Raw genomic sequence first — 26,975 nt, forward strand, 5'->3', positions numbered from 1 at the left:
ACACAACTACCCGACGGGTTACCGTTCCAGAGCTCTAACCCTCTTCGAGACGGTCCGTCGCCGGGGCAGGGCGCTGGGAGAGGGCCTCGATGGCGGCGTATTGATCCGCGCTCAGGGTCAGGCGCATGGCGTCCAGCGAAGGCTGGAGCTGGGTGCAATTGCGCGCGCTGATGATCGGCGCGGTCACCGCAGGGTGCTGTGCCGCCCATGCGACGGCCAGCGTGGCAGGAGAGGTTTCCATATCCCGGGCCATATCTGACAGAGCCTCGGCCGTCTGGCGCATCCACGCCTGATCGTAGCGCGCCGCATAGCGCGGATCATCCGACAGCCGCCCGGTGCCGCCTGACTGGTATTTGCCGGTCAGAAGCCCGCTGCCCAAAGGCGAATAGGGCATGACGGAGATACCCTCGGAGAGCGCCATGGGCAGCAGCTCGACCTCCGCCTGCCGTTTGACCAGCGAGTACATGGGTTGCAGCACGTCGATGCCTGTCCCGAACCGCGCCGCCACGCAGGCTGCTTTCATCACTTGCCAGGCGGCAAAGTTGGACAGGCCGATGTAGCGGATCCTGCCGCTCTGTTGCAGGGTGCAGAGCGTCTCGAAGCTTTCTTCGAGCGCCGTGTCCGGATCCCAGCGGTGCAGGTAGAGAATATCCACCGTATCAAGGTCCAGTCGGCGGCGGCTCTCGTCGAACTGTGTCAGGATCGTCTCGCGCCCCGCGCCGCCGGTATAGCCGACCTTACTCGCGATGATCAGCGCCTCGCGTTCGGATTTGATAAAGCCGCCCAGAAGCGTCTCGGAGGCCCCGCCGGTGTACAAATGCGCGGTGTCAAAGCTGTTGATCCCCGCCGCGCGGCAGGCGTCGAACATGGCCCGGCTGGCGTTTGCATCGGCTGTGCCACCGAACTGCATGCAGCCGTAACACAGCCGCGTGGCCTGGCTGCCGTTTGGTGCGGTGAGGTCGGTCATGGGGGGCTCCTGGATGGTTCGGCGGTGGTGTCTGATAGTGGCGACAGATGACCGGGATGTGACAGGGTTACAAAAGGATGTCCGGGGACGGATCGGCATAGTCGTGCAGATGCACGGTGACCTGATCATCTGTGATGAGCGCGACGCCGTAGGCGGGCGGTTCGAAGTTACCGAGCATCCGATCAGCGGGGCCGGTCAGGTTCAGGCCAACCTGATGGTTCAACCCGCGCATGGCGGAATAGGGGATGCCCCGCCACGTGCCCCAGAGTGCTCGGTGCACATGGCCAAAGAACAGGTGACGGATGCGGGATTTGTGCGGGGCGAGCACCGCATGGAAGGCCTCGGCTTCCTGCAGTTTGATGGCGTCCAAGGAGGGGATGCCGATGTCGAACGGCGGGTGGTGCATGAACACCATGACAGGGCCGGGGCGGGCGAGCTGCCGTGCGAGCCAATCCCTGCGGGCTTCGCAATAGCGGCCCGCGTGGCTGCCGGGCAAATGCGTGTCGAGCAGCAGGAGCCGCCCCTGCGGCGTGTCTATGGCGCTTTGGGTGAAGCCGGTGTCATCGCATGGGGCGGTCGGGAAGATTTGCCTGAAAGCGTCCGGATTGTCATGGTTGCCGAGCATGAGATGCACCGGCATGGTCAGCTTGGCGATTTCTTCGGCAAAGCGGGCGTAGGCCGCCGCCTCGCCGTTTTCCGTCAGATCGCCGGTCACGATCACATGGGCGGCATCGCCGTGCTCTGCGTTGATCGAGGCCACCGCCCCGGCGAGACGCGCGGCGGGATCCGCCCCGTGCACCGTGCCAAAGCCGACCAGGTGGGTGTCTGTCAGATGGATGATCTTCACGGCCTGATCTCCGCCATGGCTTTTCTGTGGTGTTACCAGAGCAGGCGGGGCGGCTTCGGGCAAGGGGCCTTGTTTGGCGGAGCTGCCCGCCGAGGCTGGCCGCATTTCAATTCGTCCTTATATGGTGCAGTTAACCGCAGACCCCCAAACCAGAGATTCGTTTTGACCCCGAACCCTTCCTTGACCCGCGCCGCACGCCTGTCCGTGGCTCCGATGATGGACTGGACTGACCGCCATTGTCGGTATTTCCATCGTCTGATCTCCCGGCAGACGCTGCTCTATACCGAGATGGTGACGGCGCCGGCGTTGGTGCGGGGCGGGGCGGTGCATTTGCTGGAGTATAATGCCGAGGAGCATCCTGTGGCGTTGCAGCTGGGCGGCTCGGACCCAAAAGAGCTGGCGGAGGCGGCGAAGCTGGGGGCGCAGGCGGGTTATGATGAGATCAACCTCAATTGCGGCTGTCCCAGCGACCGGGTGCAATCGGGGACCTTTGGCGCGGTGCTGATGCGCTCGCCGGGACTTGTGGCCGATTGCGTGAAGGCGATGCGCGATGCGGTGGAGACGGAAATCACGGTGAAATGCCGGATTGGCGTCGATGATCAGGACCCCGAGGCGGTGCTGCCCGATTTCATCGAGCAGGTGTCCGAGGCGGGAGCGCGGCGCATTCAGATCCATGCGCGTAAAGCCTGGCTGCAAGGGCTGTCGCCCAAGGAGAACCGGGATATTCCCCCCTTGGATTACGATCTCGTCAAGGCCATGCGCGGGGCCTTCCCCGAACTGCATCTGAGCGTGAACGGTGGGATCGAAAGCCTTGATCAGGCGGAAGAATTTTTGGCCGCGGGGCTGGATGGCGTGATGATCGGACGGGCGGCTTATCACCGCCCGTGGGACATCCTGGGCGGGGCGGATGCGAAGGTTTACGGGTCCGCGCCCACGGGGCTGACCGCAGAGGACGCGGCGCGCGCCATGCTGCCCTATATCGAGGCGCACTTGACCTCGGGCGGCAAGTTGCATCAGGTTTCGCGCCATATGCTGGGCCTGTTCGCGGGACGCCCGGGCGCGCGGCAATGGCGGCGGGTGCTCTCTGAAGGGGCGACGCGCAAGGGCGCGGGTCCGGCGCTCGTTGAAGAGGCGCTGGCGCAGGTTGAGCAAGGGCAGGCCGCATGAGCTATGACATTTCCACCTTATTGCCGCTGATCGCCTTGATGATGGCCTCCTCGGCCTTTGCGGGCGTGCTGGCGGGGCTCTTCGGGGTTGGCGGCGGCATTGTGCTTGTGCCGGTTTTCTTCTTTGTCTTCAGTGGGCTGGGCTATGGCGGGGCGATGCTGATGCAGGTCTGCCTTGCGACCTCTCTGGCGTCGATCATCGTCACCTCCATCCGCTCCGTGCATTCGCACAACAAGAAAGGCGCGGTGGACTGGGACGTGCTGAAAACATGGGCGCCAGGGATCGTCATCGGGGCGGTGATAGGCATGCTGATCGCCGCGGGGCTGCGTTCGGCGGCGCTGGCGGTGATCTTTGGCGTGCTGGCCGGGCTGGTCGGGCTCTACATGGCCTTTGGCAAGGCGCATTGGCGGCTGGCGCAGGAGATGCCCACCGGGCTGACCCGCGCGATCCTGTCGCCGGTGGTAGGCTTTTTGTCAGTGCTCATGGGGATCGGCGGCGGCAGCTTTGGCGTGCCGCTTATGACGCTCTACAACATGCCGATGCACCGCGCGGTGGCGACGGCGGCGGGCTTTGGCCTTCTGATCGCGGTGCCTTCGGTGATCGGCTTTTTGCTGCTGAGCGTGCCGGACGCGCCGCCCTATACCATTGGCGCGGTCAATGTCCCGGCCTTCCTGATCGCGGTGTCGATGACGTTGATCACCACGCCCTGGGGCGCGAAGCTGGCCCATGCCTTGCCCGCGCTGACCCTGCGCCGCATCTTTGCGGTGTTCATCCTGATCGTGGCGGCGAACATGCTGCGCAAGGCTTTGATGGGGTGAGGCCCGCGTCCCGGACTTGATTAGGGAAAACATCGGGGTTGGCCTCGTAGTTGGAAACAATCGTTCGGGAATTGCGGCATTGTTTCCCGTTGACGCTAAGTGGCGAAAAATACTTGGCAAAACTGGCCTGTTAAGCAATTGTTAACCCATTGCCATGGGGAGATGTGTGATGGGGCTGTTAACGATTTTGCTGCCGCTGCTGCTGCTTGGAACGCTGGTGGATTTCGGTGGATCCGGGTCCGGTTCGGACTCAGGCGATGAGGATGACACCGGCGATCCGGTTCGGACGCTGGGCACCGATGGCGATGATGACGAAGATCTGGGGGCCGGCGACAGCCAGTTTCAGGCGCTGCAGGGCAACGATCTGATCTATGCGGGCGAGGGGAACGACACCGTTGACGGCAACGAAGGCGACGACACCCTGCGCGGCGAAGAGGGCGATGACAGCCTGAGCGGGGGCTTGGGGGATGACAAGATCGTCGGCGGTCCGGGCGCGGACACTCTGGACGGCGGAACCGGTGCGGACAAGCTGATCGGCGAGGCGGGAGACGACACGCTGATCGGTCAGGACGGCAACGACAAGATTTTCGGCGGTCTGGGCAACGATGAAGCCAGCGGCGGTCTGGGTGCGGATTCGATTTACGGCGGTCCGGGCGACGATGTGCTCGACGGCGGCGCAGACAATGACACGATCTATGGGCAATCGGGGGACGATACGCTGATCGGCGGGGCCGGCGATGATTACCTGCGCGGCGAGTTTGGCACAAATCGGCTGGAAGGCGGGGACGGCAACGATCTGTTGGAGATCAACCGCTATGGCGCGGGCGGCGATGGCGACACGCTGATCGGCGGCAATGGCAACGACACGCTCTACGGCGGGCTATATGACGACCTTCTTGATGGCGGTGACGGGGATGATGTCATTTTCGGCTATCAGGGGGATGACAGTGCCGACGGTGGGGCCGGGAATGACATTATCGCTGCTGAGACGGCCTTTGGTGGAGCCGGGCAGGATCTGATCTATCTCGCGGGCGCAACCGAGGTCACGGGCGGCGAAGGGGGCGATTTCTTTGTGTTCGGGACACAAGACGCGGCTGGCGGAGCGAGCCCGGCGGAGATCACCGACTTCGACTATACCGGCGCCGATCAGGACATGATTGTCATCGAGATCCCGGATGAGGCTTATGACGATGCGGCGGTTTCTGTCACGGCGCAGGGCAATGACGCGCTGGTGCAGGTGACCGCAGATGGCATCACCTATGATGTTGCCCGGATCACCAATGGCGCGGCGAGTTTCACCAGCGCTTTTGTGGATGTGGTGGCGGTTTAGGCACTCTACCCTTCGGCGCGGCGCTTGATCCGGGCCGCCCGTCCGCCACGGCGTTTTGTCAGCAGCGAGGCGCGCCCCGGCAGCTCTGCCATGATGGCGCGGCGCTCTTCGGCGGTTCTGCGGCCCCAGCCGGTGATCTCGTCAATCGAGCGGTAGCACCCGGTGCACAGCCGCGTCTCGGGGTGGATGACGCAAACCTTGGTGCAGGGGCTTTCAACCTCGTCGCGTTTCCAGACGTCATCGCTCATGGTCAGTCAGTCCTCACAGATGCCGCAGGCGGTCGAGCGCCCCTTGCAGGATATACCCGGCCGCCACGTGGTCGATGACCTCGGAGCGACGTTTGCGGGACGTATCCGCCTCCAGAAGCGCCCGTTCGGCGGCCACGGTGCTGAGCCGTTCATCCCAGAAGGTGATCTGCCCGTCCCAGAGCCGGGCGATGTTGCGGGCAAAGGCGCGGGTCGACTGACAGCGCGGCCCTTCGGAGCCGTCCATGTTGCGGGGCAGGCCAAGCACGATGCCGGTGATCTGGCGCGCGCTGAGGATCGCCAGCAGGGCCTCGGCGTCCTGCGTGAACTTCTTGCGTTTGATCGTCTCAAGCGGGGTTGCGATGGTTCTGAGGCCGTCAGAAACCGCCACGCCAATGGTCTTGGTCCCAAGGTCGAGCCCGGCCAGCGCGGTCATGGGCGGCAGGGCGGCGGCGAAATCGGCAATCTCATCGTGGATCATTCGAGGATGCCCGCCCGTTCGGCTGCGCCGCGAATGGTGGCCAGCGCCTCGGGAGTTTCGGCAAAACGCTCCTGCGCCTCGGCCCAGATCGCCCGGGCCTGATCGACCTCGTCCAGCACCATGAGAGAGGAAATCAGCCGCGCCCATTCCTGCGGCGTTCCGCCTACATTGGCGAGCCGGTCGGACAGTTGGCCGACCATGCCGCGGATCATCTCCATGCGGTCTTCGGCGGACATGTCCTGTGCGGCGGCAATGTCGCCTTGTGTCGGGCCGCGCGGCGCTTCGGGCAGCTCATAGCCGGAGATCCCGGCGCGGAAGGCCAGCTCCTCGATCTGCGCGCGGATCGGATCGAGCCATGGCGCGGTTGGCTCGCTCTCGCGCAGAAGCTGATCCCACATGCGGAAAGCCACGTCGGGCCGTCCGGTCTGGGCCATCATCAACCCGCCGTAGTAACGCGCCACGCCGTTGCGCGGATCGCGGGCGAGGGCCTCTTCGAGCGCCTTTTGCGCTTCGGGCGAGACATAGCCGCCTGCCGCAATCACCATCATGTCGGCCAGATCGGCGTAATCCTTGGCGGTGGCGTCCTCGCCCTTCAGTTCCGCAATGCGGGCCAGCGAGGCGTAGGCCTGCGCATAGTTGCCAAGCGCCGCCTCGGAGCGGGCCAGCAGGATGTGACCGCGCAGATCATCGGGGCGCTGCGCCACGGCCTCGCGCAGCTTTTCGACAAGCGTGGCGTATTCCTCCGTGGCCTCTGCTGCCGGGGAGGGCGGCAGGTCCGCCTCGGCCTGCGCCTGTGTCGGACGGTTCTCCCGCGCTTCCTTGGCGGCCGCGATGCGGCCAGCGAGCGGCAGGTCCGGATAGCCCGGCGCGCCGAGCATCTGATAGGTGCCAAAGCCGCCGCCCAGTACGATCACCGCCATAAGCCCGGCCAGCACGGCGTTGCTGCCTTTGCTGCCGGTATTGGCTCCTGCGGCGCGGGCTTTGGCATCGGCGGCCAGAATGCGGCGCGAGACTTCGGTGCGCAGGCGTTCGGCCTCTTCGCTGGGGATCACGCCGCGCGCCGCGTCGCGTTCGATCTCGCTCAGCTGATCGCGATAGACCTGCAGATCAAAGGCCGCAGCCGGCGTCGCCGCCTCGCGCGCACGCATCACGCCACGCGCCAGAAGCGCAGTGACCACAAGGCCGAGCAGCAATGCGATAATCCAGAAGGTCATACGATCGTCTTTCTCATTCCCTTTCTTGCATCTAGGGCAGGAGAGCGCTGGAAAAAAGTGCAAATGTCGCCCGCAGCGCCCCCATGTCGCAACTGCAAGAAATTGTGACGGTTGTGCGCGCCGGTTAGCGGGCTATGTCCGGTAGTCATCCCATCAAGACGCCATTGCCGGATTCGATGCCATGTCCCTGAATACTTCACCGAAAAAACGCTACTCGGTTTTCGCCGTTGCCCGTGAGGCCGCGCGCTATCACACCGGTTGGGGGCGGGCCTGGCGCAAGCCGCAGCCGAAGAAACGTTATGACGTGGTGATCGTCGGCGCGGGCGGGCACGGGCTGGCCACCGCCTATTACCTCGGGCGCAACTTCGGCATCACCAATGTGGCGGTGATCGAAAAAGGCTGGCTCGGCGGCGGCAACACGGGCCGGAACACCACGATCATCCGCTCGAACTACCTTCAGGATCCCTCGGCGGCGATCTATGAGAAGGCGCGCGGTCTTTATGAGACCATGTCTCAGGATCTGAACTACAACGTCATGTTCAGCCCGCGCGGCGTGATCATGCTGGCCCAGACCGAACATGAGGTGCGCGGCTACAAGCGCACTGCCCATGCGAACGCCTTGCAGGGCGTCACCACCGAGTTCATCTCGCCCCAGCGGGTCAAGGAAATCGTGCCGATCATCAATCTTGATGGTCCGCGTTACCCTGTCCTTGGGGGCCTGTGGCAAGCGCGCGGCGGCACCGCCCGCCACGATGCGGTGGCCTGGGGTTATGCCCGTGCCTGTTCCGACATGGGCATGGACATCATCCAGAAGTGCGAAGTCACGGGCATTCGCCAGTTCGGCGGCGAGGTGCGCGGCGTCGACACCACGCTTGGTCCCATTGATTGCGACAAGCTCGGCATCGTGGTGGCGGGGCACTCCGGTGTGCTGGCCGATATGGCAGGTTTCCGTCTGCCGGTTGAGAGCGTGGCGCTACAGGCGCTGGTCTCCGAGCCGATCAAGCCGGTCATGGACTGCGTGGTCATGGCCAACACCGTGCACGGCTACATGTCCCAGTCCGACAAGGGGGAGATGGTCATTGGCGGCGGAGCGGACGGCTACAACAACTACACCCAGCGCGGCTCGTTCCACCACATCGAGGAAACTGTGCGGGCTTTGGTCGAGACCTTCCCGATGGTGTCCCGCCTGAAGATGCTGCGCCAGTGGGGCGGCATCGTGGACATGACAGGCGATCGCTCGCCCATCCTGTCGAAAACCCCTCTGGAGGGCTGTTTCATCAACTGCGGCTGGGGCACCGGCGGCTTCAAGGCCATCCCGGGTTCCGGCTGGGGCTTTGCAGAGCTTATGGCGCGCGGCCAGTCGCCGCTGACCGACGAATTCTCCATGTTCCGCTTCCGCGAAGGCAAGTTCATTGATGAAAGCGTGGCGGCGGGGGTGGCTCACTGATGGCCGATGCGCAACAGTGGCAAACGGTATGGATTCCGTTGATCTCGGCGGCAATCGGTGGCGGGATGGCCATAATGGCGTCCTTAGTTGCCTTGAGAAAACAGCATGAACTCGAGATCGCTCGGGAAAACGACAGAGCGCGACGAGAAGCTTCAAACAGAGCGTTTGCGTGCATGCATAAACTTCAATCCGTATTGGAGACCTCTGAAAATCTGAGGCGCGCGATAAACCGGCAATTTGTAGCAGCCAATGAAGAAGGGGCGGGCGACTTGGAGCCATGGGCTAAAGTGGTCGAAATTGTCGCGGATGATTACAAAGAAGAAGCGATTTCAGTCTCTGAAACTGCTTTCCTAATTGATGCGAAACGAGCCGAATTGATGAATGACGTTCATTTGATTCAGAGAAGAGTTTGGCATCTTTTGGCTGCGTCCAAGAAATACAACGCTTTGAGAGCGGAACTGGTGAAGTTCATGGAAGAGCATCATCAAGACGGTCAGCCCGAGGACGGACTAAGAGTATCGGGGTCGTTTTCTGGAAAGGCCGCATTTGTTGCAGACATGCGTCAGAAGCAACTCCAAAACCTCTTGGGGCAACTTATGGATGGGTTGGAAACAGATACTGAAGAGGCTTGGCGCGTCTTGCTAGCATTCAAACAAACAGCGGAAGAATACTTCGAAGGGATGTTCCCTGTCTTTAAACTGGAACGAGACGAAAAATGCTGACCCTCCTTTGCCCCTGCTGCGGCGTGCAGGCCGACGAAACCGAACTCGCCCCGGGCGGCGAAGCGCACCTCAAGCGCTACGGTCCCGGCTCCACCGATGACGATTTCGAAGGCTACCTTTTCATGCGGGAAAACCCGCGCGGCGTGCATTTCGAGCGCTGGCGCCATGCCAATGGTTGCGGCAAGTGGTTCCTCGCGGCGCGCGACACGGTCACGCTCGAGGTTTACGGAACCTATTCGGCTCAGACGACAGAGCCGCCCGAACACATCAAAGAGGCCATCACCGCCAAACACCCCGGCTGGTCATGGCGCGAGTTCGCCTGATGTTTCTTTGTGCGTCAAATATCCCGGGGGTCCGGGGGCAGCGTCCCCGGCGATCCGCCAAGAATGAAGGCTCCCAATCATGAGCACACGTCTTGCCACATCCGGCCGTCTGATTGACCGCTCCAAACAGGTCGCGTTCACCTTCAACGGCAAACGGTTCACCGGTCATGCCGGGGATACGCTGGCCTCTGCGCTTCTGGCCAATGACCAGATGCTTATGGGCCGCAGCTTCAAATACCATCGCCCGCGCGGCGTGGTGGCTTCCGGCGCGGAAGAGCCGAACGCCCTGGTGAACCTTGGCGAAGGGGTGACGCATGAGCCGAACGCCCGCGCCACGACCACGGAATTGTTCGAAGGGCTCAAGGCCACCTCGCAGAACCACTGGCCGAGCCTTGAGTTTGACGTGGGCGCGATCAACCAGAAGTTCGCGCGCTTCCTGCCGGCGGGCTTCTATTACAAGATGTTCATCCACCCGCGTCCCTTCTGGAAGCACATCTACGAGCCGTTTATCCGCCACTCCGCAGGCCTCGGCAAAGCGCCGGACGCGGAAACGCGCGATCCCGACACTTATGAGCATTTCTATGCCCATGTGGACGTGCTGGTGGTCGGCGGCGGTGTGGCTGGCCTGCAGGCGGCGCTGACCGCCGGGCAGAGCGGGCTGAAGGTGCTGCTGATTGAACAGACCGCTTTCTGGGGCGGACGCACGCCGGTTGATGGCGGCGAGATTGACGGTAAATCCGCCGAAGATTGGATCACTGAGGCCGTCGCCGCGCTTGAAGTGATGCCGAATGTCACCCTGCGGACCCGCTGCATGGGCTCGGGTGTTTACGATCATGGCTATGTGCTGGGCTATGAGCGGCTGACCGACCATGCGCCGGAGGCGGACGGCCCGCGTCATCGCCTCTGGCGCATTCGCACCAAGCAGGTGGTCACGGCGACAGGCGCGATCGAACGCCCGCTGAGCTTCTCAGGCAACGACATTCCCGGCGTTATGCTGGCTTCTGCCGTGCGCGACTACGTGGTTGATTACGGCGTCTCCATTGGAGACCGCACCGTGGTTGTGACCAACAATGACGACGCGTATCGCACCGCGCTGACGCTGAAAAAGGCCGGGCTTTCCGTGCCTGCGATCCTCGATGTGCGCGTGCATGTGCATGCGCCGCCGCTGGTGGCCGAAGCCAAGGCCGCCGGGATCCGCGTTCTGGAAGGCATGGGCATTGCCAAGGTCGTCGGTGGCCAGCGCGTCAAAGGCGTGGCGGTGTGCAGCCAGGCCGGGGAAGGTGCAATGGTCGAGGAAATCGCCTGTGACTGCGTCGCCATGTCCGGCGGCTGGTCTCCGGTGGTGCACCTGTGGTCGCATTGCGGTGGCAAGCTGCTCTGGGACGAAGAGCACGCCTTCTTCCGCCCCGATGCCTCCCGCGCGCCCACCGGCGCGGACGGTCTGCCGTTTGTCACGACAGCCGGGACGGCCAATGGTCATCTGCACCTGAACGATGCGCTGCAAGATGCGCATTCCGCAGGGAAAATCGCGCTTGAGCGGGCAGGTGGGAAAGCCGAGGCGGGCGCGGTTGTGCCGCAGGCGCAAGGGCCCGACGAGGCGGCGATGACGCCGGTTTGGCTGATGCCGCAGGGCGCGGGTTATGAGCTGAAGATGAAAGCCTGGCTCGACTATCAGAACGACGTGAAGGTCTCGGACGTGCAACTCGCGGCCCGCGAAGGCTACGAGAGTGTTGAACATACCAAGCGCTACACCACGCTCGGCATGGCAACCGATCAGGGTAAACTGAGCAATATCAACGGTCTCGCCACGCTTTCTAACGCATTGGGTGAAGCTATTCCGCAGGTTGGCACCACCACCTTCCGCCCGCCCTATACCCCCATTTCCATGGGCGCGATTGCAGGTGAAGCCCGCGGCGAAATCTTCCAGCCGATCCGCAAGACGCCGATCCATGCCTGGCATGAAAAGAACGGCGCGGCGTTCGAACCCGTGGGCCACTGGCGTCGCCCGTATTGCTTCCCCAAGGATGGCGAGAGCAAGCATGATGCGGTGATGCGCGAGGTGAAAAACACCCGCGAAAGCCTTGGTTTGCTTGACGCATCCACGCTGGGCAAGATCATCGTCAAGGGCCCCGATGCAGGGCGTTTCCTCGACATGATGTACACCAACATGATGAGCACGCTGAAGCCCGGCAAATGCCGCTATGGCCTGATGTGTTCGGAGAACGGCTTCCTGATGGATGACGGCGTGGTGGCGCGGATCGACGAGGACACGTTCCTCTGCCACACCACCACCGGCGGCGCGGAGCATATCCACGGCCATATGGAAGACTGGCTGCAGTGCGAGTGGTGGGACTGGAAGGTCTACACCGCCAATGTCACCGAGGAATACGCCCAGATCGCCGTGGTTGGACCCCATGCGCGGGACCTGCTTGAAGCGCTTGGCGGCATGGATGTCTCCAAGGACGCGCTGGCCTTCATGGAGTGGAAAGACGGCGAACTGGCCGGCATTCCGGCCCGCGCGTACCGCATCTCCTTCTCCGGCGAGCTGAGCTACGAGATTGCCGTGCCAGCGAGCTTTGGCCAGGCCTTCTGGGACCTGTGCATGCAGGTCGGCGCGCAGTGGAACATCACGCCTTATGGCACGGAATGTTTGCACATCATGCGGGCCGAGAAGGGCTTTATCATGATCGGCGACGAGACTGACGGGACGGTGATCCCGCAGGATCTCGGCCTGAACTGGGCGATTTCCAAGAAGAAGGAAGACTTCCTTGGAAAACGCGCGCAAGAGCGCAGCCACATGACCGATCCGACCCGCTGGAAGCTGGTGGGCCTGCTGACCGAGGACAAATCGGTGCTGCCCGACGGTGCCTATGCGATCAAGGACGGCCGCAACGCCAACAACCAGCGCAACACGCAGGGCCGCGTGACCTCGACCTATCATTCGCCGATGCTGGAGCGCGGGATTGCCATGGGGCTGGTTCTTGATGGGCCGGAGCGCATGGGGGAGATCATCCACTTCATGAAGGACGATGGCGAGACGCTCGTCGCGGCCAAGATTGTCAGCCCGGTTTTCTATGACCCGGAAGGGGAGAAGCAGAATGTCTGAACCTGTCAGCCCGCTGATGAACGCCCGCTATGAGGGGCTCGTGACGATCGAAGAGATCGGCCCCATGGGCATGATCACCCTGCGCGGGGATCTGGCCGCCACCGACCTGCGCCGCGCCGCAACCGCGCCGACGGGCGTGGAGATGCCGCAGATGCGCGAGGCCAGCACGGCGGACGGCAAGGGCATCCTGTGGATGTCACCCGACGAGGTGCTGGTGCTCTGCGCCTATGCGGATGTGCCCGGCACGGTGCAGTCCATGACCGACGCGCTTGTCGGGACCCACGCGCTTGTGGCCAATGTCTCGGACGCCCGCGCGGTGTTCCGCCTGACCGGGGCCAATGTGCGCGAAGTGCTGGCCAAGCTCTCGCCTGCGGATCTGTCGCCCGAGGGGCTGCCGCTTGGCGAGGTCAAGCGCACGCGCATGGCGCAGGTCCCGGCGGCGTTCTGGCTGGAGAGCGAAGAAGAGGCGACGGTGATCTGCTTCCGTTCGGTGGCCGATTACGTGATGGGGCTGCTGAAAACCGCCGCCCATCCGGCCAGCGCGGTGGGTTTTTTCTAAGCAACACAAGAGGCCGGGGCGAGAAACGCGCCCCGGCGCTCAGATACTGACGCGCATGCGCGACAATGCGCTTGCGCCCTCTTGTGCAAAGCGTAGTGTTGTGCGGCAATATCCGTACCAGTGAGGCAAAAATGCGCTTTCTTTTCAACCTTTTCACATCTGCAGCTTTGAGCATCGGCACGGCGAGTGCCGCCCTGGCGGGACAGTTCGCCTATGAATGCGAGATCCGCGAAGCCGGGTCCTCGGGCTATATTCCGGAGGTTCTGTTTGTCGGGGTGGACGAGGCGAGCAAGACCGTTGTCGTCTCTGATCCGGTCATTCTCTATTTCAACAATCGCCAGCCTCTGGAAGGGCGGATCAAGACCGACAATGCCAAGCGCACGACCTTTGCGTGGGAGCTGGATTTCAAGAACCGCATGAACCAGACCGGCACGATCCAGTACCGCGCCACCTATCTCAAGAAGTCTGCGCAAATGACCCTGTCTGCGCTGCCGCTGGGCTATGCGGACACGTTTCGGGGCAAAGGCAAGTGCGAGAAAAAGCCTCTCAAGTGATCGCGGGGGCGGGCACCGTGCGATTTTGCAGGGTGTTCCGCGCCTCATAGGCCTTGACCTCTCCCGCGTCGCGCGACAGGTATATCCCAAACACAACGCAGCAACAGGAGCAATGTCCCATGGCATTCGAACTTCCCGACCTTCCCTACGCTCACGATGCGCTCGCCTCCAAAGGCATGAGCCAGGAGACGATGGAATATCACCACGACATCCACCACAACGCCTATGTTGTGAACGGCAACAAGCTGATCGAAGGCACCGAGTGGGCGGGCAAGTCGCTCGAAGACATCATCACCGGCACCTATGATGCGTCGGCTGTTGCGCAGAACGGCATCTTCAACAACGCCTCGCAGCACTGGAACCATATGCAGTTCTGGGAAATGATGAGCCCGGGCGGCGCGGCCATGCCGGGCGAGCTGGAAGCGGCCATCAAGGAGAGCTTTGGCTCCGTTGAGAAGTTCAAGGATGATTTCGCCGCTGCGGGCGCGGGTCAGTTCGGCTCCGGCTGGTGCTGGCTGGTCAAGGACACCGACGGTGGCCTGAAAGTGACCAAGACCGAAAATGGCGTGAACCCGCTGTGCTTCGGCCAGACCGCTCTGCTCGGCTGTGACGTGTGGGAACACTCCTACTACATCGACTTCCGCAACAAGCGTCCGGCCTACCTGTCGAACTTCCTCGACAACCTGGTGAACTGGGAAAACGTCGCCTCGCGCCTCTGATCGCACGGCTTCGGAAACAGCATTGAAAGGCTCGCCCTCTGGCGGGCCTTTTTCGTTTGTGCATGGGCGCTTGCCCAATGCGTGCGGGAGGCGTAAGGCGGTTGGGTATCCGCCGGAGCCTTGCCATGACCCACAGCAAAAGCGGCCTTCTTGCCATGATCGCGGCCTGCACTGTCTGGGGGCTGTCGCCGATCTATTACAAGCTTCTGGCCCACGTGCCGCCGCTGGAGCTGCTGGCGCATCGCACGCTGTGGTCGCTGGTGGTGTTTGCCGGGTTGCTCATGGTGCAGGGGCGGATTTCGGCATTGGGGCAGGCGTTAAAGGACAAGCGCGCCTTGCCGGTTCTGGCCTTTTCCGCGCTGATGATCACCGCCAACTGGTTTCTGTTCATCTTCTCGATCCAGGCGGGGCAGGTGACGCAGACCTCGCTGGGATACTACATGTTCCCGCTGGTGTCCGTGCTGCTGGGTGTCATCGTCATGAAAGAGCGGCTGGCCGCGTTGCAATGGATCGCCGTAGCGCTGGCGACGCTGGGAGTGGTGCAACTGACATGGGGGCTGGGGGCCGCGCCGTGGATCTCACTGATCCTCGCGGGCACGTTCGGCCTCTATGGTCTGGTGAAACGCAATCTCAAGATCGGGCCGGTGGTTTCCGTCACCGGGGAGGTCGCGCTTTTGGCTTTGCCCGCCGCGGGTTACCTGCTGTGGGTGCATGGCAATGGGGCAGGGCATTTCGGCACCGATGCGCTGACGGCGGGTATGCTGATCTTTTCGGGCGTGTTGACGGCCCTACCACTCGTGCTCTTTTCCTCGGCGGCACAAAAGCTCAGCATGTCCACCGTGGGATTGCTTCAATACGTCAACCCGACGCTGCAGTTCTTCTGCGCGGTGGTGCTGTTTGGCGAGGCGTTGACGATTTGGCACACAATTGCCTTTGCCCTGATCTGGACGGCGCTGGCGCTGTATTCGGGATCGGGTTTCGCTCAGGAGAGGGCCCGCCGCAAAAGCGCCATGACCTCCGCTGCCGACTCGCCGCTTTGAACGAAATCGAGTAAGCTCTCCTCGGCAAAGCCCTGATCGACCGTGTGCCGCAGCAGCGCTTTGAGCGGTGCCCAGAACCCGCCCGCGTCCAAAAGGATGATCGGTTTGTTGTGCAGGCCGAGCTGGCGCCATGTCAGCACCTCAAAGAACTCGTCCAAAGATCCCGCGCCGCCGGGCATCACCACCACCGCGTCGGCGTTCATCAGCATGACTTTCTTGCGCTCATGCATCGTCTCGGTGATCACGAAGGTGGTCAGATCGCGCTTGCCCACCTCCCATTCCAGCAGGTGCGTCGGGATCACGCCGAAGGTCTCGCCGCCCGCGTCCTGCGTGGCCCGCGCCACGGCCCCCATCAGCCCGACATCCCCCGCGCCATAGACCAGCCGCCAGCCTTCGGCGGCGATGGCTTGCCCCATGGCCTCGGCCTGCGCCGTGTACCCCGGCTCCTTGCCAAAGCGCGAGCCGCAGTAGACGCAGATGGATTTCTTGGACATGGGAGGCCTCCGGGCTCATGTGTACAATGGGTTACAGCCCGCAGGAGGCCACAAAACCCCTTTTGACGCTGTGTTGAGCCGTTGATATACACGCTCAGCCGTGCCTGCCAGCGCGGCGTTGGGGATGTCGACGGAATTTGGACAGATCATGAGCAAATTGGCGCTAGGATCCGCCTTGGGCGGCACGGGTGTTGCAGCGGTGACGGCGGTGGCCGTGGCCACGGGCGCGCTCGATCTGGATCGCCTGTTTGGTCGTGATGTGCCGCCTGCGGATGTCACGCAAAACGCTCCCGAAGCGCAGGCCAAGGCTCCGCAGGTGGGCTTTACCCTTGGTGATCAGCCCGCCGCGCCCGCCGAGCCGGGTGTGGACCTTGCCGCCCTGCCGCAAAGCGACGGTGCGCCGCGCCAGACTGTCCCGGAGGCGCTGACGATTGACGGAAGTGATGCGCAAGCGGCTGACATTGCAACGCAATCCGCGCCGGAGCCGGATGTTGAAACCGATCTGCCGGGCGCTCCGAGCTTTGATCTGGTGCGCGCCGATCCCGGCGGCAGCACGCTGGTGGCAGGTATGGGCGCACCGGGGGCGACCGTTTCGGTTCTGGTCAATGGCGCGCGTTTGGCGGATACGAAAATCGGCGCGGACGGCCGTTTTGTCATTTTCCTCGATATCGACGCCAGCGAGCGGGCACAGGTTCTGAGCCTGTTGCAGCAGCAGCCGGACGGCGAGGAAATGGCTTCGAACGAAGAGGTTATCCTGGCCCCGACTCCTGCGCCCGCGCCGGAGCCACAGCCGGAGCCCGAGCAGACCGCCGATGCGGAAGCCTCTGACGAGGGGACAACGGAGACCGTGGAGGTGGCTGCCGCGCCGGAGACCGCGCCTGCGCCTGAAACAGAACAGACGGCGGAAGCGAAGACCGGTGCTGAGGCTGAACAGCCAGCCGAGCCTTTGCAGACCGCTGAAGCTGAACAGGAATCCGCGCCGGAGCCCGAAGAGCCGGTTGAGACCGCGAAGGCTCCGGAGACCACGCCGGAGCCGCAGGCCCCGGCTGTGCTGATCTCCGGCCCGTCCGGCATCGAGGTCATGCAAAGCGCACCGCTTGCGCCCGGTGACGTGGCCTTGGACGCCATCAGCTATGACACTGCGGGCGAGGTGCTGGTGTCCGGGCGCGGCGAGCTGGACAGTTTTATCCGTATCTATCTGGACAACGCACCGCTCACCACCTCGCGCATCGAAGAGGACGGGCGCTGGCGCGTGACCTTGCCGGAAGTCGACACCGGCACATACACGCTGCGCGTCGATCAGATCGACGAGGCAGGTGATGTGACCGCGCGGGTCGAAAGCCCTTTCCTGCGTGAGAGCGCCGAGACGCTGGCGGCGGCGGCGGAATCGGGGCCGATCACGGCCATCACCGTGCAGCCGGGCCACACGCTCTGGGCCATCGCGCGGGATCGCTACGGCGAGGGGCTGGATTACGTGAAGGTTTACAAGGCCAACGCTGACCGCATCCGCAATCCGGACCTGATCTATCCGGGCCAGATCTTCGATTTGCCGCAGGAGTAGGGGCTGGTTTTTTCCGGTTTGGCGACCTAAGTCAGAAAGCCTGACGCAAAGGACGCCCCATGCCCCCTGATACCGACAGATCAGACGCCGAGATTGCCGCCGCCGAACGCCGTTCCGGCTGGCGCACCATCCGCAAGGTCATTCCCTATCTCTGGCCGGAGGACAAGACTTGGGTCAAACGGCGTGTGGTCATTGCGCTGTCTTTCCTTGTTCTGGCCAAGCTGATCTCCGTTGGCACGCCGATCCTCTACAAGACGGCTGTTGATACGCTTTCGGGCGAGGTGTCCGAGCTGATGCTTGGCGCGGTGGGGCTGACGGTGGCCTACGGCATGGCGCGACTGATGACCGTGGGGTTTCAGCAGTTGCGCGATGCGGTCTTTGCCAAGGTCGGACAGCGGGCGCTGCGGCAGCTTGCGCTGGAGACCTTCACCCACATTCACCGCCTCTCCCTGCGCTATCACATCACCCGCAAAACCGGCGGCCTGTCGCGGATTATCGAGCGCGGGGTGAAAGGCGTGGAGTTCCTGTTGCGCTTCATGCTGTTCAGCGTGGGGCCGCTGGTTCTGGAACTGCTGCTCGTCGCGGGCGTTTTGTTTTTCCTCTTTGATGTCTGGTACTTGGCCGTCGTTGTTCTGGTCATTGCGCTCTATGTCTGGTTCACCTTCAAGGTCACGGAATGGCGCGTGAAACTGCGCCGCAAGATGAACGAGCAGGACACGGAGGCGAACCAGAAGGCCATCGACAGCCTGCTGAATTTCGAGACGGTCAAATACTTCGGCGCCGAGGCGCGCGAGGCGGCGCGCTATGATCAGGCCATGAAAGGTTATGAGTCGGCGGCGATCCGGACCGCGACGTCGCTGGCATTCCTCAACTTTGGGCAGAGCTTCCTGATCACCTCGGGCCTCGTTGCCGTTATGGTCATGGCCGCACTTGGGGTGCAGGCGGGGGATCTGACCGTGGGTGATTTCGTCATGGTCAACGCCTACATGATCCAGATCACCATGCCGCTGAACTTCCTTGGCACGGTTTATCGCGAGATCCGGCAAAGCCTTGTGGATATGGGGGAAATGTTCGGTCTTCTGGAACAGCCGCAGGAGGTGCAGGACAAGCCGGGTGCGCCGGATCTGGCGGTTTCGGGCGGGGTTGTGAGTTTTGACGATGTGCAGTTCGGCTACGATCCAGAGCGGCCGATCCTCAAGGGCGTGTCGCTGAGCGTGGGCGCGGGACAGACCGTGGCGCTGGTTGGCCCATCCGGGTCCGGCAAGTCCACCATCGGGCGGCTGTTGTTCCGGTTTTATGATGTCGGCGGCGGGGCGATCCGGATCGACGGGCAGGATCTGCGCGATGTCACGCAGGTGAGCCTGCATTCGGCCATCGGCGTGGTGCCGCAGGACACGGTGCTGTTCAACGATACCATTCGCTACAACATCGCCTATGGGCGGGACGGCGCAAGCGAGGAAGAGATCATCGAGGCGGCGAAGGCCGCGCAGATCCACGACTTCATCGCGTCTTTGCCCGAGGGGTATGACACGGCCGTTGGCGAGCGGGGCCTTAAGCTCTCGGGGGGCGAGAAACAGCGGGTGGGCATTGCGCGCACGCTGCTCAAGAACCCGCCGCTGCTTTTGCTCGACGAGGCGACCTCGGCTTTGGACACGGAAACAGAGGCGTCGATCCAGGAGGCGCTGCGCCGCGCCGGGGAAGGGCGCACGGTGATCACCATCGCGCACCGCCTGTCGACGATTGCCGATGCGGACCGGATCGTGGTTTTGCAGGACGGCGCGGTGATCGAAGAGGGCGATCACGAGACACTTCTGGCACGGCAAGGCCGCTATGCCGCGCTCTGGGCACGGCAGCGGGCGGAAGATGAAGAGGCGGCGTAACAGGCGCGTGGCTGGATTGATGGGTTTAAGCGGGCATTGAGCAAAGCGCGTCCCGGACTTGCTCCGGGACGGGTTCCGCGATGTAGGTTGCAGCCCCCGGGGCCAGCCGTCACCCGCGAGACGCCCAGCCCTGCAACGTTTCCGCCAGGTCTCCGTAGCCGGTCAAGCGCCGCTCAAAGCGCAATCCGAGCCGGGCGGCCTGTTCCTGCGCCCGCGTCGTCAAAGCCGGATCGTCGGTCTGAGCGAGGTAGACCAAGGCCTCATAGTGGCCGAAGTACATGTCGCGCAGGTCCGGATGGCGGTCGAGACCGAGCGGTTTCCAGACAAAGGCTTCGAACTGGCGGACCAGAAAATCGGTCAGGAAGAAGCTGGTGAACTCGTCGCGCTCCGCAAAAGCCTGCACCCCGTCAAAAAACGCATAGCAATGCGGGCCCGCAATCATCTCGACGCCCATCTCTGCACAGGCCGCTTCGAGCAGGCCGCCGGTGCCGCAATCCGCGTAGACGACAAAAATCTCGGCATACGCTGCCCGGTGTTTGGCGACAGCCTCGCGCACGGCATCGGTGATACGTTCAGGGTGGTTGTGCAAAATCGCGGGCAGGCAGGTCAGATCGAGGTGATCCCAGCCATTGCGCGCCTTCAGGTCCAGAATTTCGCGGGCCAGCGCCCCGCAGGCAATCAGCAACACCCGTCCGTCGCCCTGAGGCGGCAGGCCGTCGTTTGTCAGCGTGTTTGAATCAGGCGTGGTTGTCGTCATGGGGAACATGCGCCATGGCCCAGCGGGCGATCAGCGCAAGAGAGATCAGCAGCGGCAGCACCGTCAACATCCCCCAGGCCGTCACCGCCCATATCGTCAAACCCGCAGCGGCTATGACGGACAGGATCAGGATGACAAAGGATGTAACAGGCACGCAGAGCTCCTCTCTCTTGCCTTTAATATGAGCCATAAGAGGTTAAAGAAAAAGGCCCCTTTGATCACAAAGAGGCCTTCGAAGCGAAATTAAGCGCGATTTGGCCGATTTTCGGCGCTTATGCGCGTCACCCGGCCGCCAGCTGGTTGTGTTTGCGGGCGATGAATTCCTTGGCCGTCTCCACGGCCACGGCTGCATCACGGCAGTAGGCATCAGCCCCGATGGCCTTGCCGAACTCTTCGTTTAGCGGGGCGCCGCCAACCAGAACGATGTAGTCGTCGCGGATGCCTTGCTCGACCATCGCGTCGATCACCACCTTCATATAAGGCATGGTCGTGGTCAGCAGGGCGGACATGCCGAGGATGTCGGCCTCTTCCTTGGCCACGGCCTCAAGGTAGTTCTCGACCGGGTTGTTGATCCCCAGATCGACCACTTCAAAGCCTGCGCCTTCCATCATCATGGAAACGAGGTTCTTGCCGATGTCGTGAATGTCGCCTTTGACCGTGCCAATGACCATTTTGCCCATGCGCGGTGCGCCGGTTTCGGCCAGAAGCGGCTTGAGAATGGCCATGCCCGCCTTCATGGCGTTGGCGGCCAGAAGAACCTCCGGCACAAACAGGATCCCGTCGCGGAAATCCTTGCCCACGATGGTCATGCCAGCAACCAGAGATTTGGTCAGCACATCATAGGGTTGCCATCCGCGTTCAAGCAGGATGTTGGTACCTTCCTCGATCTCTTCCTTGAGACCATCGTAAAGGTCGTCCCACATCTGTTCGACGAGTTCGTCGTCGTTCAGTTCGGAGAGGATGATGTCGTCTTCTTCATCGGACATGGGTCACGTTTCCTTCTGCCGGGCCGCGGTGGGGCCTGTCCATTAATCCCTAATGCGGCGAAAGGCTTCCGCGCGATTGGCGAATTCCGACATGAAGCGTCATTTCTCCGACGCCGCAGGTTTTGATTGTGGCAGGGGATTGCGAATGTTCGCTTAATGTTCTAGTTTTTGGCGATGACCCGCGCCCTCAGACCCGTTCGTGCAGAAAACCGGCCCGGCCGCGGGGCAAAGAGCCGGGATGTTGGCCGATTCGAGCGTTTTGCACGGGAAGACACGCATGACGGCTGGGATCTGATGGAAGAGCGCGCGGTGCTGCGCACGCAGGTCAGCGATGAGGTGCCGCGCAGCGTCATCACCTATCAAAAATCGCCGGACCTGCCGTTTGACCGCTCGATCAACCCGTACCGCGGCTGCGAGCACGGCTGTATCTACTGCTTTGCCCGGCCCAGTCATGCCTACCTTGGGCTGTCGCCGGGGCTGGATTTTGAAACGCGCCTGATCGCGCGGCCCTCGGCACCGGAGGTTCTGGAGCGTGAACTGCGTGCAAAGAAATATCGTGTAGCCCCGTTGGCGATCGGCACCAACACCGATCCCTATCAACCGATTGAAGCGGAACGGGGAATCATGAGGCGTTGCCTGGAAGTGCTGCGCGATTTTCGGCACCCGGTGGCGATTGTGACCAAAGGCACGCTGATCGAGCGGGATCTGGATCTGTTGTCAGAAATGGCGGCGCTTGGGCTTGTCCGCGTGGGGATTTCGGTGACGACGCTTGATGCCGCGCTGTCGCGCAAGATGGAGCCGCGCTGCCCTGCGCCGATGCGGCGGTTGGAGACGATCCGGCGGCTGGCGGAGGCGGGAGTGCCGGTGCGTGTCATGGCATCGCCGCTGGTGCCGGCTTTGACCGATCCTGAGCTTGAAGCGATTCTGGAGGCTGGGCGCGACGCCGGGGCAAGCGCGGCGAGCTGGATCATGCTGCGGCTGCCGCGCGAGGTGGCCACGCTGTGGCAGGAGTGGCTTGAGGGGCATTACCCGGATCGTGCGGCGCGGATCATGGGGCATTTGCGGGACATGCATGGTGGGGAGGTTTACTCCGCCAAATGGTTCAGCCGGATGCGCGGAGAGGGGCCCTACGCCGAGATCATCGCGCGGCGGTTTGACCGGGCTGCGCGGGCCCTGGGGCTGGATCAACGCCAGCCGGAGCTGCGCTGCGATCTGTTCAAGGTGCCGCTGCGGGCCGGGGATCAGATGCGCTTGTTCTGATTGGGGCGGGTCAAAACCCGTCCACGGGTTTTGCAAATTCCATTGATGGAATTTGCGCTTCTGGCTCTGGCAGTGACCAGAACCGGACAGGTTCGCGGTTGCAGAAGATCACCGTCTGGCCACCGTTTTCGATGGCTGAAAACCCGCGTCGCGCCAGTTCATGGGCAAAGCGATCCCGGCCAACAATGCGTTCTATATCGCGCGTTTTACGCCGGATCACGCCGCCTTCCGCCGCCGCGCGGGCAGAGAAAATCGTTCGAATCCAGTCTTCGGGTCGCAGGTGATCCGGGATTCGTGTCATGGCTTGAGGCTATGGCACGCATGGTTAAGCCTTGGTGAACTCAGGCCCGGCGGCGACGGCTGCGGCGCGCGCGGGTGGGTCCGCTGTCGTCGGTGCCGTCGCTTTCTGAGGAGAAACCGCCCAAGGCTTGCGTGATTTGCTCCAACGTCGGGCGCTCGCCGACGGGGCGGGTCTCCAAGGCTTCGCGCATGGCGCGCAGATGCTCTGGCAGGGTGCCGCAACAGCCACCGATGATCCGCGCACCCGAGGCGCGGGCAAGACAGGCGTAATCGGCCATCAGCTCCGGTGTGCCGTCGTAGTGGATATGGCCATGCACATACTTGGGAATGCCCGCGTTGCCCTTGGCAATGATCGGCCGTTCCGTGCCCTGCGCGACAAAGCCGAGCACTGTGCGCAGCAAGTCCGACGCACCAACACCGCAGTTTGCACCGAAGGCGATGGGCGGGTTGGGCAGCTCTTCGACAAGGCTGACCATGGAAGCCGATGTCACACCCATCATGGTGCGGCCTGCCGTGTCAAAGGACATGGTCCCGCACCAGGGCGCGCCAATGTTACCAAAGGCTTCTGCTGCGGCTTTGAACTCCTCGGGGGCCGAGATTGTCTCGACCCAGAGCACGTCTGCGCCGCCGTCCATCAGGCCTTTGGCGGTCTCTTCGAACATCTCGACGGCGGTCTCGTGGGCGAGCGTGCCGGCTGCCCCCATAATCTCGCCGGTGGGACCGACGGAGCCTGCGACGATGACCGCGCGCCCGGCCTTGTCGGCGCAGTCCCGGCCCAGCTCGGCCGCCAGTTTCGACAGCTCGTAAGCCCGGTTCCCGGCGTCATGTAGCTTCAGGCGCGACGCGTTGGCGCCGAAGGAGTTGGTCAGGAACAGATCGGAGCCCGCGTTGATGGCCCCGTTATAGAGCGCGCGGATCTTGTCCGGCTCATCCTCGTTCCAGAACTCCGGCGCATCGCCGGACTGCAAACCCATGTTGAAGAGGTTGGTCCCCGTCGCGCCATCGGTCAGAATCCAATCGCGGGTTTCGAGCATTTTTGTGAGAGCGTCGGACATTTGTCCTCCATGAACCTGTAATTTGCGCCGTCTTTCACGGAAGCCCGCCTTGGGCAATTGCATAATGTGCAAGATCGTTATGAGCCGCGTTCAAGATCAAACGCAGGTTTGTGCACCGTGCCGTGTTTTGGATATTTTTACAGAGAAGAAACAAGCGGTTCCGCGGTGCTATTCACCTGTGTCGCGAATGGCATAGTCACGCGGCAGACCGCGCGTCACATCGGCCCAAGCGGAGGATGCGCCGCGGATCTGGTGGGCGTCAAACGCCGCGCGGTTGGTGAATTCTTCGCTGACGTGGAACTGGCCCGGTGTGTGGACGTCTTCGGTGACATCAAAGCGGGTGCAGCCGGGCTCGGCACGGGTCAGGGCGATATGCGCAGGCAGCGCTGCGCGCACAGCGTCAAGACGCTCGGGCGGGCAGGTCATGGTTCCGGTGAGGTAGACCGGCATCGGTTTACTCCAGAAATCCGTGGCGTTTCAGGGTTTCAAGCGCCTTGTAGTCGGTGTTGCGGTAGAAGCGTTTGAGGTTGGTGATGGCCGCCTCGCTCAGGGCTGTTTCGAGATTGGCCTTGTGCATTCTTGTGTGTTTGAGCGGCACATCCCTGCCAAGTTGCATGTCTTCGATCATCGCGGCAAAATCAGCGTCAAAGGTTTCGACCCGGCCCACGGCAGCGATGTTGTCCTTGTAGACGTCAACCCAGGCCCCGTTGTGCAGGTGCCAGCCGATGCCTTTGTTCATGTGCTCGTCCGGCATGCGCATGAGCAGATGCGCCAGAAGGCGGCGCTTCAGGCTTGGGCCATAGAGCGCTTCGGCCAGATCGTTGGCAGTCTCGAACTGCGCCATGAGGTATTCGTATTCGCCGGGGTAGGCGTGACCGGTTTTGATCTTGGTCTCGATCCGCATCGGCGCAGGACAGTTTTCCAAAGTGGCGGTGCCGGGGGCCATGCCCGTGATGTCAAATTGTGTGATGCTTTTGGAGTGGTTGAAGGCGGAGATGAAGCGTTTGATCGGATCGCGCACCCAGACCACGTAGCGGCGCGCCGCATCGAGAGGGGCTTTGCGCATGTGCAACTCGTGCACGTCGATGCCCGCCTCGACAAAGGAGCGCCGGATCGAGGTGCCGCCGCATTTGCCGATATGGACCAGCGTGACGGGCTCCAGCCCGTGCGTCATCGGGAAGCTTTCGTTCCAGTGATGAAAGGTACGCTTGTCTTCGGGCAGGTCTGACAGGTGAACCGGGGGGCAGGGTGCCTTGGCGCCTTTGGGTTTCAGCGCAAGGGATGCAGAGCCTTTGAGCGAGCGGGCCGTGTTGTTGGCAATGCGGGCCAACATGCGGATCCAGACGGCCAGCGTTGCCTTTGGAGGGGGCGCCGTCGGGGCGTCTTTCCGGTCAATTGGCAAAGGTATGCTCCAAAGTCGGTCTTCTTGAAATCCAGTGGCAAGGCCGCGCACATCTTTTGCGGCCTCTGCCTTGGGGTCAAGCCTGTCCGCCGGACTTTGCCGCCTTGCAGCGGGATTGCTGCAAAACCGGGCAACGCCTGGCAAACAAGGGGATCATTCCCACTCGATGGTGCCCGGAGGCTTCGAGGTCACGTCATAGGTCACGCGGTTGATGCCTTTGACTTCGTTGATGATCCGCGTTGCGGTCTCGCCGAGGAAGTCATGGCTGAACGGGTAGTAATCCGCTGTCATGCCGTCGACGGATGTCACCGCGCGCAAAGCGCAGGCATAATCATAGGTGCGCCCGTCACCCATCACACCCACAGTGCGGACCGGCAGGATTGCCACGAAGGCTTGCCAGATCTCGTCATAGAGACCGTGTTTGCGGATCTGGTCGATATAGACCGCATCCGCCTTGCGCAGGATTTCCAGCTTCTCGCGGGTGATCTCGCCGGGGCAGCGGATGGCGAGGCCGGGGCCGGGGAAGGGGTGGCGGCCGATGAAGTGGTCGGGCAGGCCAAATTCGCGGCCCAGAGCGCGGACCTCGTCCTTGAACAACTCGCGCAGCGGTTCGACCAGCTTGAGGCCCATCTTTTCCGGCAGGCCGCCGACGTTGTGGTGCGATTTGATCGTCACGGACGGGCCGCCGCTGAAGGACACCGATTCAATAACGTCCGGATACAGGGTGCCCTGGGCGAGGAACTCCGCGCCGTCGATCTCGCCCGCGTATTTCTGGAAGACGTCGATGAAGAGTTTGCCGATGATCTTGCGCTTGGTTTCCGGGTCGGACACGCCGTCGAGCTCGCCGAGGAACAATTCCTGCTCCTGCGCGTGGATCACCGAGAGGTTCATGTGATCGCGGAACATGCCCACGACCTCTTCGGCTTCGTTCAGGCGCAGCAGGCCGTGATCCACGAACACACAGGTCAGCTGATCACCGATGGCTTCATGGATGAGCGCCGCCGCAACGGAGCTGTCGACGCCGCCGGAGAGGGCGCAGATGACCTTTTTGTCGCCTACCTGCTCGCGGATCTTGGCCACGGCCTCTTCGCGATAGGCCCCCATGGTCCAGTCGCCTTTGAACCCCGCGAGACGCACGAAGTTCTCATAGAGCTTGGCGCCCTTGGGCGTGTGGTGCACTTCGGGGTGGAACTGCACCGCATAGAAATGACGCGAGGCATCGGCGGTGATGGCAAACGGCGCGCCGGGGGAGGTGCCGTAAACTTCAAAGCCCGGTGCGATTTCGGCGACGTGATCGCCGTGGCTCATCCAGACCTGTTCCTTGTCGTCCTCGAACCAGCCGTCGAGCAGATCCAGCGGGGCTTTGGGGGTGACAAAGGCGCGTCCAAATTCGGCGGTGCCGTGGCCGCTCTCAACGCGGCCGCCCAACTGCTGCATCATCACTTGCTGGCCATAGCAGATACCGAGGATCGGCACGCCGTAGTCAAAGATTTCCTGCGGGGCGCGCGGGCTTCCCTCGCGGGTGACGCTGTCCGGGCCGCCGGAGAAGATGATCGCCTTGGGGGCCAGTTCGCGGACCACATCCATGGTCACGGTCTGATAGGGGCGAATTTCGCAGTAGACGCTAAGTTCGCGCAAACGGCGCGCGATCAGCTGCGTGACCTGCGATCCGAAATCGATGATGAGGAGGGTGTCATGCTGGGTCATGGCCACGCTTTAGGCGGCTGGCCTCCGTTGCGCA

Annotated in this window: 28 protein-coding genes; 14 read left to right on the top strand and 14 right to left on the bottom strand. The window is 62.8% G+C overall.

Annotated elements, in window-relative coordinates; genetic code table 11:
- Nucleotides 1-34: 34 nt before the first annotated feature.
- On the bottom strand, nt 35-967 hold the full coding sequence (locus E4662_RS09625) for an aldo/keto reductase (protein WP_136441322.1): 933 nt from the start codon (nt 965-967) through the stop codon (nt 35-37).
- A gap of 67 nt (nt 968-1,034) precedes the next feature.
- Nucleotides 1,035-1,919 (bottom strand): phosphodiesterase, encoded by an 885-nt coding sequence (locus tag E4662_RS09630; RefSeq protein ID WP_240705162.1) that lies wholly within the window; start codon nt 1,917-1,919, stop codon nt 1,035-1,037.
- Between the two features lie 57 nt (nt 1,920-1,976).
- Between E4662_RS09630 and dusA the strand changes: the two genes are divergently transcribed.
- The 3 genes from dusA (at nt 1,977) to E4662_RS09645 (ending at nt 5,129) form a co-directional block, all read left to right on the top strand.
- Complete coding sequence (gene dusA / locus E4662_RS09635; protein ID WP_276606303.1) at nt 1,977-2,981, top strand: tRNA dihydrouridine(20/20a) synthase DusA; 1,005 nt, start codon at nt 1,977-1,979, stop codon at nt 2,979-2,981.
- On the top strand, nt 2,978-3,799 hold the full coding sequence (locus E4662_RS09640; protein ID WP_136441324.1) for a sulfite exporter TauE/SafE family protein: 822 nt from the start codon (nt 2,978-2,980) through the stop codon (nt 3,797-3,799). Before dusA ends, E4662_RS09640 begins: the two co-directional genes overlap by 4 nt.
- 169 nt (nt 3,800-3,968) lie before the next feature.
- Nucleotides 3,969-5,129: a calcium-binding protein gene (locus E4662_RS09645; RefSeq protein ID WP_168797946.1), complete on the top strand. Its 1,161-nt coding sequence runs from the start codon at nt 3,969-3,971 to the stop codon at nt 5,127-5,129.
- A gap of 5 nt (nt 5,130-5,134) precedes the next feature.
- Here the strand turns inward: E4662_RS09645 and E4662_RS09650 are convergent, their stop codons facing one another.
- From E4662_RS09650 to ccmI, 3 genes are read right to left on the bottom strand one after another with little or no spacing between them, the layout of a single operon-like run.
- A complete protein-coding gene (locus E4662_RS09650; protein WP_136441326.1) occupies nt 5,135-5,377 on the bottom strand; it encodes a DUF1289 domain-containing protein in 243 nt (80 codons plus the stop codon).
- 13 nt (nt 5,378-5,390) lie between these two features.
- Nucleotides 5,391-5,855 (bottom strand): Holliday junction resolvase RuvX, encoded by a 465-nt coding sequence (gene ruvX, locus E4662_RS09655; RefSeq protein WP_136441327.1) that lies wholly within the window; start codon nt 5,853-5,855, stop codon nt 5,391-5,393.
- A complete protein-coding gene (ccmI, locus tag E4662_RS09660; protein ID WP_136441328.1) occupies nt 5,852-7,069 on the bottom strand; it encodes a c-type cytochrome biogenesis protein CcmI in 1,218 nt (405 codons plus the stop codon). The genes ruvX and ccmI overlap by 4 nt, the downstream gene beginning before the upstream one ends.
- A 181-nt stretch (nt 7,070-7,250) precedes the next feature.
- On the opposite strand from ccmI, the gene E4662_RS09665 reads away from it, so the two are divergent.
- The 8 genes from E4662_RS09665 to rarD all read left to right on the top strand — a co-directional run bounded on the left by E4662_RS09665 (nt 7,251) and on the right by rarD (nt 15,539).
- On the top strand, nt 7,251-8,516 hold the full coding sequence (locus tag E4662_RS09665) for a sarcosine oxidase subunit beta family protein (RefSeq protein ID WP_136441329.1): 1,266 nt from the start codon (nt 7,251-7,253) through the stop codon (nt 8,514-8,516).
- Nucleotides 8,516-9,238 (top strand): hypothetical protein, encoded by a 723-nt coding sequence (locus E4662_RS09670; protein ID WP_136441330.1) that lies wholly within the window; start codon nt 8,516-8,518, stop codon nt 9,236-9,238. The genes E4662_RS09665 and E4662_RS09670 overlap by 1 nt, the downstream gene beginning before the upstream one ends.
- On the top strand, nt 9,232-9,561 hold the full coding sequence (locus tag E4662_RS09675; RefSeq protein WP_136441331.1) for a sarcosine oxidase subunit delta: 330 nt from the start codon (nt 9,232-9,234) through the stop codon (nt 9,559-9,561). The genes E4662_RS09670 and E4662_RS09675 overlap by 7 nt, the downstream gene beginning before the upstream one ends.
- Before the next feature lie 79 nt (nt 9,562-9,640).
- Nucleotides 9,641-12,667, top strand: coding sequence for a sarcosine oxidase subunit alpha family protein (locus E4662_RS09680; RefSeq protein ID WP_136441332.1), 3,027 nt, complete (start codon nt 9,641-9,643; stop codon nt 12,665-12,667).
- Nucleotides 12,660-13,226, top strand: coding sequence for a sarcosine oxidase subunit gamma (locus tag E4662_RS09685; RefSeq protein WP_136441333.1), 567 nt, complete (start codon nt 12,660-12,662; stop codon nt 13,224-13,226). Before E4662_RS09680 ends, E4662_RS09685 begins: the two co-directional genes overlap by 8 nt.
- Before the next feature lie 131 nt (nt 13,227-13,357).
- Nucleotides 13,358-13,780, top strand: coding sequence for a PH domain-containing protein (locus E4662_RS09690; protein WP_136441334.1), 423 nt, complete (start codon nt 13,358-13,360; stop codon nt 13,778-13,780).
- A 119-nt stretch (nt 13,781-13,899) separates the two neighbouring features.
- The gene (locus tag E4662_RS09695) at nt 13,900-14,499 is read left to right on the top strand and encodes a superoxide dismutase (protein WP_136441335.1); all 600 of its coding nucleotides are present in this window, start codon (nt 13,900-13,902) and stop codon (nt 14,497-14,499) included.
- A 125-nt stretch (nt 14,500-14,624) separates the two neighbouring features.
- Nucleotides 14,625-15,539 (top strand): EamA family transporter RarD, encoded by a 915-nt coding sequence (gene rarD, locus E4662_RS09700; protein WP_136441336.1) that lies wholly within the window; start codon nt 14,625-14,627, stop codon nt 15,537-15,539.
- On the opposite strand, the gene E4662_RS09705 is transcribed toward rarD, so the two are convergent.
- Entirely contained in the window at nt 15,482-16,033 is a 552-nt protein-coding gene (locus tag E4662_RS09705) for an LOG family protein (protein ID WP_136441337.1), read from the bottom strand. The two genes, rarD and E4662_RS09705, sit on opposite strands and share 58 nt — an antisense overlap.
- Nucleotides 16,034-16,181: 148 nt before the next feature.
- On the opposite strand from E4662_RS09705, the gene E4662_RS09710 reads away from it, so the two are divergent.
- Nucleotides 16,182-17,594, top strand: a complete 1,413-nt coding sequence (locus tag E4662_RS09710; RefSeq protein ID WP_168797947.1) for a LysM peptidoglycan-binding domain-containing protein — start codon at nt 16,182-16,184, stop codon at nt 17,592-17,594.
- Nucleotides 17,595-17,653: 59 nt separating this feature from the next.
- A complete protein-coding gene (locus tag E4662_RS09715) occupies nt 17,654-19,474 on the top strand; it encodes an ABCB family ABC transporter ATP-binding protein/permease (RefSeq protein WP_136441339.1) in 1,821 nt (606 codons plus the stop codon).
- A 109-nt stretch (nt 19,475-19,583) separates the two neighbouring features.
- Here the strand turns inward: E4662_RS09715 and E4662_RS09720 are convergent, their stop codons facing one another.
- The 3 genes from E4662_RS09720 to E4662_RS09725 form a co-directional block, all read right to left on the bottom strand.
- On the bottom strand, nt 19,584-20,231 hold the full coding sequence (locus tag E4662_RS09720; RefSeq protein WP_136441340.1) for a DUF1638 domain-containing protein: 648 nt from the start codon (nt 20,229-20,231) through the stop codon (nt 19,584-19,586).
- On the bottom strand, nt 20,212-20,385 hold the full coding sequence (locus tag E4662_RS24065) for a hypothetical protein (protein ID WP_168797948.1): 174 nt from the start codon (nt 20,383-20,385) through the stop codon (nt 20,212-20,214). Before E4662_RS24065 ends, E4662_RS09720 begins: the two co-directional genes overlap by 20 nt.
- Before the next feature lie 127 nt (nt 20,386-20,512).
- Nucleotides 20,513-21,217 (bottom strand): corrinoid protein, encoded by a 705-nt coding sequence (locus E4662_RS09725; protein ID WP_136441341.1) that lies wholly within the window; start codon nt 21,215-21,217, stop codon nt 20,513-20,515.
- Between the two features lie 174 nt (nt 21,218-21,391).
- Here E4662_RS09725 and E4662_RS09730 point away from each other — a divergent pair, with 174 nt between their 5' ends.
- A complete protein-coding gene (locus E4662_RS09730) occupies nt 21,392-22,477 on the top strand; it encodes a PA0069 family radical SAM protein (RefSeq protein ID WP_136441342.1) in 1,086 nt (361 codons plus the stop codon).
- A 10-nt stretch (nt 22,478-22,487) separates the two neighbouring features.
- Here E4662_RS09730 and E4662_RS09735 read toward each other — a convergent pair whose 3' ends face one another.
- From E4662_RS09735 to guaA, 5 genes are all read right to left on the bottom strand, one after another.
- Nucleotides 22,488-22,778 (bottom strand): N-(5'-phosphoribosyl)anthranilate isomerase, encoded by a 291-nt coding sequence (locus E4662_RS09735; RefSeq protein ID WP_136441343.1) that lies wholly within the window; start codon nt 22,776-22,778, stop codon nt 22,488-22,490.
- A 40-nt stretch (nt 22,779-22,818) separates the two neighbouring features.
- Nucleotides 22,819-23,832 (bottom strand): betaine--homocysteine S-methyltransferase, encoded by a 1,014-nt coding sequence (bmt, locus tag E4662_RS09740; protein ID WP_136441344.1) that lies wholly within the window; start codon nt 23,830-23,832, stop codon nt 22,819-22,821.
- Nucleotides 23,833-24,000: 168 nt separating this feature from the next.
- Entirely contained in the window at nt 24,001-24,282 is a 282-nt protein-coding gene (locus tag E4662_RS09745) for a putative quinol monooxygenase (protein WP_136441345.1), read from the bottom strand.
- A 4-nt stretch (nt 24,283-24,286) separates the two neighbouring features.
- Complete coding sequence (locus E4662_RS09750) at nt 24,287-25,165, bottom strand: sulfotransferase family 2 domain-containing protein (RefSeq protein ID WP_136441346.1); 879 nt, start codon at nt 25,163-25,165, stop codon at nt 24,287-24,289.
- A gap of 222 nt (nt 25,166-25,387) precedes the next feature.
- On the bottom strand, nt 25,388-26,947 hold the full coding sequence (gene guaA, locus E4662_RS09755) for a glutamine-hydrolyzing GMP synthase (RefSeq protein ID WP_136441347.1): 1,560 nt from the start codon (nt 26,945-26,947) through the stop codon (nt 25,388-25,390).
- Between the last annotated feature and the right edge of the window lie 28 nt (nt 26,948-26,975).

This window comes from Pacificoceanicola onchidii (assembly GCF_004804335.1).
Lineage (GTDB): Bacteria > Pseudomonadota > Alphaproteobacteria > Rhodobacterales > Rhodobacteraceae > Pacificoceanicola > Pacificoceanicola onchidii.

Excerpts from the sequence above, each read along its gene's own strand:
- E4662_RS09625 (WP_136441322.1), bottom strand. The coding sequence starts at position 967 with ATGACCGACCTCACCGCACCAAACGGCAGCCAGGCCACGCGGCTGTGT.
- E4662_RS09630 (WP_240705162.1), bottom strand. The coding sequence starts at position 1,919 with ATGCGGCCAGCCTCGGCGGGCAGCTCCGCCAAACAAGGCCCCTTGCCC.
- E4662_RS09640 (WP_136441324.1), top strand. The coding sequence starts at position 2,978 with ATGAGCTATGACATTTCCACCTTATTGCCGCTGATCGCCTTGATGATG.
- E4662_RS09645 (WP_168797946.1), top strand. The coding sequence starts at position 3,969 with ATGGGGCTGTTAACGATTTTGCTGCCGCTGCTGCTGCTTGGAACGCTG.
- E4662_RS09650 (WP_136441326.1), bottom strand. The coding sequence starts at position 5,377 with ATGAGCGATGACGTCTGGAAACGCGACGAGGTTGAAAGCCCCTGCACC.
- ruvX (WP_136441327.1), bottom strand. The coding sequence starts at position 5,855 with ATGATCCACGATGAGATTGCCGATTTCGCCGCCGCCCTGCCGCCCATG.
- ccmI (WP_136441328.1), bottom strand. The coding sequence starts at position 7,069 with ATGACCTTCTGGATTATCGCATTGCTGCTCGGCCTTGTGGTCACTGCG.
- E4662_RS09665 (WP_136441329.1), top strand. The coding sequence starts at position 7,251 with ATGTCCCTGAATACTTCACCGAAAAAACGCTACTCGGTTTTCGCCGTT.
- E4662_RS09670 (WP_136441330.1), top strand. The coding sequence starts at position 8,516 with ATGGCCGATGCGCAACAGTGGCAAACGGTATGGATTCCGTTGATCTCG.
- E4662_RS09675 (WP_136441331.1), top strand. The coding sequence starts at position 9,232 with ATGCTGACCCTCCTTTGCCCCTGCTGCGGCGTGCAGGCCGACGAAACC.
- E4662_RS09680 (WP_136441332.1), top strand. The coding sequence starts at position 9,641 with ATGAGCACACGTCTTGCCACATCCGGCCGTCTGATTGACCGCTCCAAA.
- E4662_RS09685 (WP_136441333.1), top strand. The coding sequence starts at position 12,660 with ATGTCTGAACCTGTCAGCCCGCTGATGAACGCCCGCTATGAGGGGCTC.
- E4662_RS09690 (WP_136441334.1), top strand. The coding sequence starts at position 13,358 with ATGCGCTTTCTTTTCAACCTTTTCACATCTGCAGCTTTGAGCATCGGC.
- E4662_RS09695 (WP_136441335.1), top strand. The coding sequence starts at position 13,900 with ATGGCATTCGAACTTCCCGACCTTCCCTACGCTCACGATGCGCTCGCC.
- rarD (WP_136441336.1), top strand. The coding sequence starts at position 14,625 with ATGACCCACAGCAAAAGCGGCCTTCTTGCCATGATCGCGGCCTGCACT.
- E4662_RS09705 (WP_136441337.1), bottom strand. The coding sequence starts at position 16,033 with ATGTCCAAGAAATCCATCTGCGTCTACTGCGGCTCGCGCTTTGGCAAG.
- E4662_RS09710 (WP_168797947.1), top strand. The coding sequence starts at position 16,182 with ATGAGCAAATTGGCGCTAGGATCCGCCTTGGGCGGCACGGGTGTTGCA.
- E4662_RS09715 (WP_136441339.1), top strand. The coding sequence starts at position 17,654 with ATGCCCCCTGATACCGACAGATCAGACGCCGAGATTGCCGCCGCCGAA.
- E4662_RS09720 (WP_136441340.1), bottom strand. The coding sequence starts at position 20,231 with ATGACGACAACCACGCCTGATTCAAACACGCTGACAAACGACGGCCTG.
- E4662_RS09725 (WP_136441341.1), bottom strand. The coding sequence starts at position 21,217 with ATGTCCGATGAAGAAGACGACATCATCCTCTCCGAACTGAACGACGAC.
- E4662_RS09730 (WP_136441342.1), top strand. The coding sequence starts at position 21,392 with ATGACCCGCGCCCTCAGACCCGTTCGTGCAGAAAACCGGCCCGGCCGC.
- E4662_RS09735 (WP_136441343.1), bottom strand. The coding sequence starts at position 22,778 with ATGACACGAATCCCGGATCACCTGCGACCCGAAGACTGGATTCGAACG.
- bmt (WP_136441344.1), bottom strand. The coding sequence starts at position 23,832 with ATGTCCGACGCTCTCACAAAAATGCTCGAAACCCGCGATTGGATTCTG.
- E4662_RS09745 (WP_136441345.1), bottom strand. The coding sequence starts at position 24,282 with ATGCCGGTCTACCTCACCGGAACCATGACCTGCCCGCCCGAGCGTCTT.
- E4662_RS09750 (WP_136441346.1), bottom strand. The coding sequence starts at position 25,165 with ATGTTGGCCCGCATTGCCAACAACACGGCCCGCTCGCTCAAAGGCTCT.